General features: G+C 69.2%; 9 protein-coding genes. 4 read left to right on the plus strand and 5 right to left on the minus strand.

Annotation, left to right across the window (positions count from 1 at the left end; genetic code table 11):
- The first annotated feature begins 212 nt into the window (after positions 1-212).
- The 4 genes from AC6EI8_RS19850 (at position 213) to AC6EI8_RS19865 (ending at position 5,015) form a co-directional block, all read left to right on the plus strand.
- On the plus strand, positions 213-1,115 hold the full coding sequence (locus AC6EI8_RS19850) for a LysR family transcriptional regulator (RefSeq protein ID WP_149318649.1): 903 nt from the start codon (positions 213-215) through the stop codon (positions 1,113-1,115).
- Between the two features lie 241 nt (positions 1,116-1,356).
- The gene (locus AC6EI8_RS19855) at positions 1,357-2,526 is read left to right on the plus strand and encodes an acyl-CoA dehydrogenase family protein (protein WP_149318648.1); all 1,170 of its coding nucleotides are present in this window, start codon (positions 1,357-1,359) and stop codon (positions 2,524-2,526) included.
- A gap of 135 nt (positions 2,527-2,661) precedes the next feature.
- A complete protein-coding gene (locus AC6EI8_RS19860) occupies positions 2,662-4,032 on the plus strand; it encodes an MmgE/PrpD family protein (protein WP_149318647.1) in 1,371 nt (456 codons plus the stop codon).
- A 146-nt stretch (positions 4,033-4,178) separates the two neighbouring features.
- Complete coding sequence (locus AC6EI8_RS19865) at positions 4,179-5,015, plus strand: HTD2 family dehydratase (RefSeq protein WP_498382684.1); 837 nt, start codon at positions 4,179-4,181, stop codon at positions 5,013-5,015.
- A gap of 84 nt (positions 5,016-5,099) precedes the next feature.
- Here AC6EI8_RS19865 and AC6EI8_RS19870 read toward each other — a convergent pair whose 3' ends face one another.
- From AC6EI8_RS19870 to AC6EI8_RS19890, 5 genes are all read right to left on the minus strand, one after another.
- A complete protein-coding gene (locus AC6EI8_RS19870; protein ID WP_498382685.1) occupies positions 5,100-6,083 on the minus strand; it encodes a Bug family tripartite tricarboxylate transporter substrate binding protein in 984 nt (327 codons plus the stop codon).
- A gap of 415 nt (positions 6,084-6,498) precedes the next feature.
- Complete coding sequence (locus AC6EI8_RS19875; protein ID WP_498382682.1) at positions 6,499-7,698, minus strand: hypothetical protein; 1,200 nt, start codon at positions 7,696-7,698, stop codon at positions 6,499-6,501.
- A gap of 317 nt (positions 7,699-8,015) precedes the next feature.
- On the minus strand, positions 8,016-9,188 hold the full coding sequence (locus AC6EI8_RS19880) for a thiolase family protein (RefSeq protein WP_149318644.1): 1,173 nt from the start codon (positions 9,186-9,188) through the stop codon (positions 8,016-8,018).
- A gap of 4 nt (positions 9,189-9,192) precedes the next feature.
- On the minus strand, positions 9,193-9,600 hold the full coding sequence (locus AC6EI8_RS19885) for a Zn-ribbon domain-containing OB-fold protein (RefSeq protein WP_149318643.1): 408 nt from the start codon (positions 9,598-9,600) through the stop codon (positions 9,193-9,195).
- A gap of 246 nt (positions 9,601-9,846) precedes the next feature.
- Positions 9,847-10,257 (minus strand): thiamine pyrophosphate-dependent enzyme (locus AC6EI8_RS19890; protein WP_498382683.1); only part of this gene is annotated, 411 nt, incomplete at its 5' end.

Genomic DNA, 10,257 nt, shown 5'->3' on the forward strand with positions numbered 1-10,257 from the left:
CCATCGTGCCAGCCGTCGAGTCTGCCATCGCGCCTGCCGCCGATCCTTCCACCTTCGCCGTCATCATCGGTCTCCTGTCCCACCTACGAGGTTCTATTGAAGCGGCATATACGATAAATTGCCGGCAGCGAAAGGGGAATTCGCCAATCCCAAAAGACGCCTTCCGCCTGCCGAAACCCTCCGTTCGATCCCGCCAAACCCATCACGACACGATGCATTACGACCTGACCGACCTGCGCCTGTTCCTGAACGTAGGGGAAACCCATAACCTGACGCGGGCGGCCGAACGCAGCTTCCTGTCGCTGCCGGCGGCAAGCACCCGCATCAAGCAGCTGGAGGAAGCGTTCCAGACCCAGCTGCTGATCCGCCAGGTCAAGGGGGTGCGCCTGACGCCGGCCGGCGACGCGCTGCTGCGGCACGCGCGCGAGGTCTTTCGCGAGCTCGAATGCCTGCATGCCGATCTGCGCCCCTACGCCAAGGGCGTCAAGGGCAAGGTCCGGCTGCTGGCCAACACCACCGCGACCAACTCGTTTCTGGCCAACGCGCTGTCGCGCTTCCTGTCGGAGAACCCGGACGTCGACATCGAGCTGGAGGAACACCTGTCGCAGGAGATCGTCTCGGCCATCGGCGCCGGTGCGGCGGACCTTGGCATCGTCGCCGGCGAGGTCGCCACCGAGGACCTGGACGTGATGCAGCTGTGCAGCGACGAGCTGATCGTGATCGCGCCGGTCAACCACCCGCTGCCGCAGTTCAAGCGGCTGCATTTCGCCGATCTGCTCGATACCTGCCGCTTCGTCGGCCTGAACCAATTCAGCGCGATCCAGTCCTTCCTGGACCGCATCGCCAGCGGCATGGGCAAGCGCATCAGCCTGCGCATCCAGGTCGGCAGCTTCGACGCGGTCTGCCGCATGGTCGAGGCCGGCGCCGGCATCGCGATCGTGCCCAACAGCTGCGCGCGCCGCTACGCCAGCCGCAAGGTGCTGCGCTTCATCACGCTGGAGGACGACTGGGCCAAGCGCGAGCTGCGCCTGGTGCGCCGGCCCGGCCGCGAGCTGCCGCAGTTCGCCGAGACCCTGGTGCACTACCTGATCGACGCGGCGCGCGAGCCGGTCTGAGCGGGCGCGTCCGGCATCGCGGACCGCCGGGGGCCACGACGTGCCACCCGCATGCCACCGCCAGCCATCGCCGGCCACCGAGGCCCCGGCGGGTCCCAGCGCGCCACATCGGCCCACGGCGGCCACGGCACCGGCGAGGTAAGGCCCGCCCTAAGCCGCTCTTTGGCAAATGCGAATGTCGGTCCGTGGCGGGCTCGGGAATAATGGCCGCATTCCCGTGATTTCCCGCAAAGGCCCCTTGATGACGATCGACCAGGCGCACGATGCGCATTACCCCGAAATCCGCGAGGCGGTGCGCGATCTGTGCGCCGGCTTCGATTCCGCCTACTGGCAGCGCGTCGAGGAGCAGGACGCCTTCCCCGAGCAGTTCGTCCAGGCGCTGACGCAGGCCGGCTGGCTGTCGGCGCTGATTCCCGAGAACTACGGCGGCTCCGGCCTGCCGCTGACGGCCGCCTCGGTGATCATGGAGGAAATCAATCGCAGCGGCGGCAATTCCGGCGCCTGCCACGGCCAGATGTACGTGATGGGCTGCCTGCTGCGGCACGGCTCCGAGGCGCAGAAGCAGCGCTGGCTGCCGGGCATCGCCGCGGGCGAGCTGCGCATGCAGTCGATGGCGGTGACCGAGCCCACCACCGGCACCGACACCACCAAGCTCAAGACCACCGCGGTGCGCCAGGGGGACCGCTATGTCGTCAACGGCCAGAAGGTCTGGATCTCGCGCGTGCAGCATTCGGACCTGATGCTGCTGCTGGCGCGCACCACGCCGCTGGACCAGGTCAAGCGCAAGTCCGAGGGCCTGTCGGTGTTCGTGGTCGACCTGCGCGAGGCGATCGGCAACGGCCTGACGGTCCAGCCGATCCGCAACATGGTCAATCACGAGACCAACGAGCTGTTCTTCGACAACCTGGAGATCCCGGCCGAGAACCTGATCGGCGAGGAAGGCAAGGGACTGAAGTACATCCTCGACGGGCTGAACGCCGAGCGGATCCTGATCGCCGCCGAATGTATCGGCGACGGCTACTGGTTCGTCGAGCGCGCCAGCCACTATGCGCGCGAGCGCGTGGTGTTCGACCGGCCGATCGGCCAGAACCAGGGCATCCAGTTTCCGATCGCCCGCTCCTACGTCAACGTCGAGGCCGCCAGCCTGATGCGCTACAAGGCCGCCGAGCTGTTCGACGCCGGCCAGCCCTGCGGCAAGGAGGCCAACATGGCGAAGCTGCTGGCCGCCGATGCTTCGTGGGAAGCGGCCAACGTCTGCCTGCAGACCCACGGCGGCTTCGGCTTCGCCGCCGAATACGACATCGAGCGCAAGTTCCGCGAGACGCGTCTGTACCAGGTCGCACCCATCTCGACCAATCTGATCCTGTCCTATGTGGCCGAGCACGTGCTGGGACTGCCGCGGTCCTTCTAGGCCGGCGTCTTCCTCAGCGCCGTTGCCACCGCCTTGCGCCAGGCCTTCCGCGCCAGACCCATACGCACCAAGCCGATACGCACCGAGCCGATACGCACCAAACCGATCCACGCCAAGCCGATCCCCGCCAAACCGATGCCAAGCTCCTATCCCACGCGCGAACTCTGCGAGTTCCTTGCCCGCTTCACGCTGTCCGACGTGCCGCCGCACGTGGTCGAGCGCACCAAGGACCTGTTCCTCGACTGGATCGCCTCGGCCCTCGCCGGCAAGGACGCTCCGGCGATCCGCCGGCTGCAGGAGTTCGCCGTGGCGATGGGCCCGCAGCAGGGCCCGTCCGAGGTGCTGGTCGACCGCCGCCGCACCTCGCCGTGGTTCGCCGCGCTGGTCAATGCCGCGGCCTCGCATGTGGTCGAACAGGACGACGTGCACAACGGCTCGGTGCTGCATCCGGCCGCGGTGGTGTTTCCCGCCGTGCTGGCCGCGGCCCAGGCCGAGGGCAAGAGCGGCGCGCAGCTGCTGACCGCGGCGATCGCCGGCTACGAGGCCGGCATCCGCATCGGCGAATTCATGGGCCGCTCCCACTATCGCGTATTCCATACCACCGGCACGGTCGGCACGCTGGCGGCCGCGGCGGCGGTGGCCAAGCTGTACGGGCTCGATGCCGAGGGCATCAACCAGGCGCTGGGGTCGGCCGGCACCCAGGCCGCGGGCCTGTGGGAATTCCTGCGCGACGCCGCCGATTCGAAGCAGCTGCATACCGCCAAGGCGGCGGCGGACGGGCTGATGTCGGCGCATCTGGCGCGGGCGGGCTTCACCGGCGCGCGCCGCATCCTGGAGGGCGCGCAGGGCATGGCGGCCGGCATGTCGAGCGACGCCGATCCGGCGCGGTTGACCGACGGCCTGGGCACGCGCTGGGCCACCGCCGAGACCTCGTTCAAGTTCTTCGCCTCGTGCCGCCACACCCATCCGGCGGCCGATGCGCTGAAGGCGCTGATGCAGCGCGAGCGCCTCGACCCCGAGCAGATCGCCAGCGTGACCGCGCACGTGCACCAGGGCGCGATCGACGTGCTCGGCCCCGTGGTCGATCCGGTCACGATCCATCAGGCCAAGTTCTCGATGGGCACGGTGCTCGGGCTGGTCGCCTGGCACGGCCACGCCGGCCTGGGCGAGTTCGAGCAGCATGGGCTGCGCGATGCCCGCGTGGCGGCCTTCCGCGACAAGGTGACGATGGCGCTCGACGCGGAGATCAACGCCGCCTATCCGCGCCAGTGGATCGGCCGCGTGACGGTGGCGACCACCGACGGCCGCACGCTGGAGGCCCGCGTCGACGTGCCCAAGGGCGATCCGGACAACACGCTGAGCCGGCCCGAACTGGAAGCGAAGGCGCTGCAACTGGCGGCCTTCCGCCAGGGCGCCAGCGAGGCCGAGATGCGCACCATCATCGCGCGCGTCTGGGCGCTCGAACACACGGACAGCATGGCGGACTGGTTGCCGGCCGCAGCCTGAACTCCTACGCTCGCAGAGACGGCGCGAAGACTGCCGTCCCTGCCGTTCCCCAAACCATAAGAGGATTCCCAACCGTGGCCCAACAACTCACGGCCGATCCGGCCGCCTCTGAAACCCATCTCGATACCGATACCAGCCTCGAAGCGCTGCGCCGGTGGATCGGCCGCAGCGAAAGCCGTACCGAAACGCTGGCGCTGCAACCGGTGCTCGGCCTCGCCGCCACGCTGGATCTGGACGGCGAGGCGATCGCGCGCGGACCGCTGCCGCCGCTGTGGCACTGGCTGTATTTCCTGCCGCGTGCGCCCCAGCACAGGCTGGGCCGCGACGGCCACGCGGTGCTCGGCGGCTTCCTGCCGCCGGTGCCGCTGCCGCGCCGGATGTGGGCCGGCAGCGAGCTCGACTTCCAGCGTCCGCTGCGCGTCGGCGACACCGTGACGCGTACCTCGACCATCGAGGAGGTGCAGCAGAAAACCGGCCGGAGCGGCGAGCTGTGGTTCGTCTCGGTCCGCCATGTGCTGACCGTCGACGGCGAGACGGCACTGAGCGAGCGCCACGACATCGTCTATCGCGCGATGCCGGAGCCCGGCCAGCCCCAGCCGGCGCGCCCGCGGCTGCCGCACCAGCCGCAATGGCAGCGCCAGCTGCATGCCGATCCGGTGCTGCTGTTCCGTTTCTCCGCGCTGACCTTCAACGGCCACCGCATCCATTACGACCATGACTACGTGCGCGACGTCGAGGGCTATCCCGGCCTGGTCGTCCACGGTCCGCTGCAGGCGGTGCTGATGGTGGACCTGCTGCGGCGCGAACTGCCGCAGGCGAACGTCAAACGCTTCGGCTTCCGCGGCATGGCGCCGCTGTTCGACCACGACCTCGTCACGGTCGGCGGCCGCCGCGATGACCAGCAGCCCGGGCGCGTGTTGCTGTGGACTGGCGACGATGCCGGCGGCCAGGCGATGGAGGGATGGGCGGTGGTCGAGGAATAATCCGCTTCCCTGCACCGCCGCCTCCGCTCTCCACCGCCACACCTGCCTCCGTCGTTCCCGCATTCGGGGAACGACGGAACTGCATCACTCCACCTCGATCTTCGCCGTCTTGACCACCCCGCCCCACAGCCGCAGCTCTCGCTCGATCCGCTCCGCCAGCGGCTTCGGGCCGGTGATGTTCAGGTCGTAGCCCCCCTGCGTCATCCGCTGGCGAAAGGCCGGATCGTCGCCCACGGTCTGCTGCGCCTTGACCAGCGTGTCGACCACCTCGGCCGGCAGCTTCGGCGGCCCGATCAGCGCGTACCAGCCGGTCACCGCATAGTCCTTCAGCCCCGACTCGACCATGGTCGGCACGTTCGGCAGCGCGGCGTTGCGCTCCTTCGACGTCACCGCCAGCGGCCGCACCTTGCCGCTCTGGATATGGCCGATCGCGGTGCCGGTGATATCGAACATGAAGGCGATCTTGCCGCTGATCACGTCGGTCATCGCCGGCGAATTGCCCTTGTACGGCACGTGCAGCATCTTGACGCCGCTCATCTGCGCCAGCAGTTCGGCCGACAGATGGTTGGACGCACCGACGCCGGCCGAGCCGAACGCCACGCCCTGCGGGTGCTTGCGGGCGTACTCCACCAGCTCGCCGACATTGCGGGCCGGGAAGTCCTTGTTGATCAGCAGCACGTTGGTGTAGTCGGTGATCAGCCCGATGTGGCTGAAATCCCGGCTCGGATTGAAGTTGACCGCCTTCTGGATCAGCGGCGTCATCGTCATGGTCGGGCTGGCGACGAAGTACAGCGTATAGCCGTCGGGCGGCGCCTTGGCCGTGATCTCGGCGGCGATCGCGCCGCTGGCGCCGGCACGGTTGTCGACCACCACCGGCTGCTTCAGCACTCGTCCCAGGTGATCGGCATAGACGCGCGCCGCGGTATCGACGGGACCGCCCGGCGTATAGCCGACGATCAGCTTGATCGGCCGCGACGGATAGGCGTCGGCCGCCGCGGCGCCATCGCTCAGCGCCAGCGAGGCCACGCCGGCCAGTGGAATCAGCGCGCCCAGCGCGGTCGCCAGCATGCCGGCGGGCCGCCATCGTGTTTGCTTCGTTGCCATGCGTCTCCTCCTGTGGTGAACGGTCTGGCTCGGCCGGCGCACTTTCTTGGTTTGCGCAGGTCTTTCCGCATACGTCCGTATGTCCGTATACATATAGAGGGAAGCCCGGGCGCTCCCGCCGATGCCATCACCGCAGTGTGTGGGCGCGCCGGGGCGCTCGCCATTTGCATTTGGCTAAGGCGGCCTTTTGCACGGCCGTGGGTGCGGTGCGGCAAATCATGGATCGCGAGCACGGATCGCGAGTACGGATCCGGAGCGCTGATCAGCAGCGCAGACGGGGCGCCCCGATGGCGCGCAGGGACCTCGCGAAGGGATGGGGCACACGGACGGGGGGCACGAAAGGAGAGCACGGTAGCGCGCTACACCATGCCTCCGCGGCTCAATAGCAGCGCACCTCGTCGTCGCGCACTGCCGGCTCCGGCTCCGGCGGGAGTGCCGAGAGGAGGCACCGCGGACCTTCCAGTTCCCGCCCGACCGCTTCGACGCCGTGAATGGCCGCCCGGTATCCTTCCCGGCGCTTCCCCTCGCCGCTCATCCGCACGACCACCGCCGCGCGCCCGTCGCGCGGCATCGGATAGACCTTCAGCTGCGCCCTGCCGGCGATCTCGCCGCGGCGAGGCATCGGCAGACGAAACAGCCGGATCAGCAGCATCAGGAACGCGCCGCGCCAGTCGCCGGCGGCGAGCCGGTCGCGCACGCCGGGGCCGGGTACCGGCACGGCTTCGTGCATGCGCCGTGCATCGCCCACGCGCACCGGCCGGATGCGGCAACGGAGCAGCACGCGCCGCGGATCGCCGCGGCGCGGGCGCGCGGTCCGGCGCCACGGCTCGATCCGGAAGGCCAGGGACGCGTCCATCTCGGTAGCCTGTGTCACCGGACCATCCGCTCCGTCTGCACCCGCACCAAGGGCACCGTCGGCGCTATCCGGCCTGCCGGTGCCACCCGTGCGATCGGTCCCCCGCTCCGGCTGCCGCTGCCAGCGTGTGAACTTGTGCAGGCGAATCTCGCCGCCTGCGCCCGCGCAAATCGACAGGCAGCGCTGCACCGGTGCAGCGTCGGCCTTTACGGCACGCTCGTCGCGGCAGATCAGCGCCTTGTCGGCAATCGCCGCCGCGCATTCGAGCAGCGCGGCGCGGCGGGCGATATGGTCGCCATGCGCGTCGCGCTGAACGTCGCGCTGTGCGGCGCCCCCTGCGTCGTCCCGTACGTCGCTCCGTACGCCGTCCTGCGCCCCGAACAGGGCGCCGAGGCAATCGCTCAGCCGCATCAGCACCTTGATGCCCATCTCGAGCTCCAGCGCGGCATGGGCTGCCTCGGGATCGGGTGCGCGGTCGCAGCTGCGTCCGCCGATGCGGTATTCCCGCTCGATGTCGGCGAAGACCGAACGCAAGCGTCCGCCTCGATCCGCGGCCAGCGTGACGTCGATGCTGCCTTCGCCGAGAAACAGCGTGGCCGCGGTGCGCGCCACCTGCGCGGCATCGCGCGGCCGCAGCGGCGCCTGCCATGCGCGGGATCGCGGGTCTCCGATACGTGACGTCGGGGGAAGGAACGATGGGATGGGACGGGCGGACAGCGTCATGATGCGGGCAGGCTCAAAAGGACAAGGCAGGGGCGTGGGCGAACCACAGGCCGAGCGGCAGCGTGAACGAACCACGGACCGAGCGGCAGCGCCTTGCCGGTCCGCGATTCGCCCTCGCACTCTCTAGACGAGTGGCGCGGCGCCATCGTTGACGGCCAATGCCGACTTCGCGAGTCTTCGACCGGACCTGGTGTCGCCAAACGAAAAAATGCGGACGAACGCGTTAATCGTCCGTCCGCATTGCCTTGCGCGCTTGCGTACCTGCCTGACGCCTGCTGCGGCATGCCGTCGCAGCATCGGTTCGGCAGCCGGGGCCGCTACAGCGCCGCCGCGGTTCCCAGAATCGCGGTCGACTGGCTCGACAAGGTGCCGCCGTTGCCGTGCACCAGCGCGATCTCCGCACCGCCGACCTGGCGTTCGCCGCATTCGCCGCGCAACTGGCGCACCGCCTCGATGGTGATGAACATGCCGTACATGCCGGGATGCACGCACGACAGTCCGCCGCCGTTGGTATTGACCGGCAACCTGCCGCCGGGCGCGATGGCCCCGCCGCTGACGAAGGGTCCGCCCTCCCCCTTGGCGCAGAAGCCAAGATCTTCGAGGAACAGCAGCGTGTTGATGGTGAAGGCGTCGTACAGCTCGAGCACGTCGACATCGGCCGGCTTGACGCCCGCCATCGCGAACGCGCGCTCGCCCGATTCCTTCGCCGCGCTGACGGTCAGGTCCGGCATGCTGGAGATCTGCCGGTGCCAGGTCGCGGTGGCGTTGCCCAGTACATAGACCGGCGGCTTGGCGAGGTCCTTGGCGCGTTCGGCGCGGACCATCACATAGGCGCCGGCGCCGTCGGTGACCAGGCAGCAGTCGCGCACCGACAGCGGGTCGGACACCATGCGCGCGTTCAGCACGTCGTCGATGCTCAACGGATCGCGCATCAGCGCATCGGGATTGAGTTGCGCCCACTTGCGCGCGGCCACCGCCACCTCGGCCAGATGCTCGCGCGTGGTGCCGTACTGGTGCATGTGCCGCGCGGCCGCCAACGCGTACGAGGTGATCGGCTGCATCGGCTGGTAGGGGTTCTCGTACGGCTGCGGGTCCAGCACCGAACGCACCTTGGCGATGCCGGCGCGGCCGACCGTCGAGGTGCGCTGATTGCTGCCGTAGCAGACCAGCACCGCGTCGCACAGGCCGGCCTCGAGCGCGAGCATCGCGGGCAGCATATGCGCGACGAAGCTGGAGCCGCCGATCATCGTGCTGTCGACGAACTTCGGATGGATGCCGAGGTATTCGGCCACCGGCATCACCCACATGGTGGCGCCGACGCTGGCGGTGGCGATGCCGTCGATCTCGCGCATCGACATGCCGGCGTCCTTGACCGCGGCCTTGGCCGCCTCCACCAGGATTTCCATTTCGGTCTTGCCGTGGGCCTCGCCGAGTCCGGCCTGGCCCACGCCGACGATGGCGACGCCACCGCGCAAGGATTGTGCTGGCATCGCGTCAGCCCTCCATCGGTTCGAACACCACCATCGCGGGAACGCCGTCGCCGGCGGCGGGCGCCACGCGCGCCCTGACGCGCATGCCGATGCGCACCGCCTGCGGCGCCACGCCCTCGACCCGGCTCATCATGCGCACCCCTTCGTCCAGGTCGATCAGCGCGACGTTGTAGTCGCCGCCGGCGTCCGGCTTGCGGCGCACGACGCTGGTCGAATAGACGGTGCCGGTACCCTTCGGATCGGTCCAGTCCAGCGCCTCGCCGCCGCAGTGCGGGCAGAGATTGCGTGGATAGAACACGTGGCGGTCGCAGTCGCGGCAGTGCTGGATGCGAAAGCGCCCTTCGTTCAGCAGGGCCGCGTAGAGGCGGTCCGGCCCCTGCTCGGCCTGCGCCTCGGTGGTGGGTGTTGTCATGCTGTCTCCTGGCTCGGTGCCTTCCGGGGGCAGCTTGCCGCAGTCATTGGCGGCTGCACAATTCGCTTGTCCGGAAGGGTGGATTATTCAATCGCGAATGGGGCCGCCCTTGCCCTCTCCCCGGCCCTCTCCCGCAAGCGGGAGAGGCAGAACACCACCGGTCGTTCGTCGGCGCGGCGGTTTGCTCCCCTCCCGCATGCGGGAGAGAGGCTGGGGGAGAGGGCAAGCGGCGCCTCATCGCCCCTGTCAAATCACCAGCTCGATCAGGAACGGCCCCTTGCGCTTGTTCGCCATCGCGAACAGATCGGCGAAGCTCTCCATATCGACCGCACGCGCCCCCTCGACGCCCATGCCGGCGGCGAGCTTGACCCAGTCGAGGTCGGGATTGCCGATATCGAGCATGTCGAGCGCGGTCTTGCCGGGGTTGGCGCCCACGCCGGCCAGTTCGCCCAGCAGGATCACGTACTTGCGATTGGCCAGCACCACCACCGTGACGTCGAGCTGTTCGCGCGCCATCGTCCACAGCGACTGCACGGTGTACATGCCCGAGCCGTCGGCCTGCAGCGCGACCACGCGCCGATCCGGCACCGCCACCGCGGCGCCGACCGCCAGCGGCAGGCCCGCGCCGATGGCGCCACCGGTCAGCTGCAGCCAGTC

The sequence above is a fragment of the Cupriavidus sp. R6-3 genome, assembly GCF_059772245.1.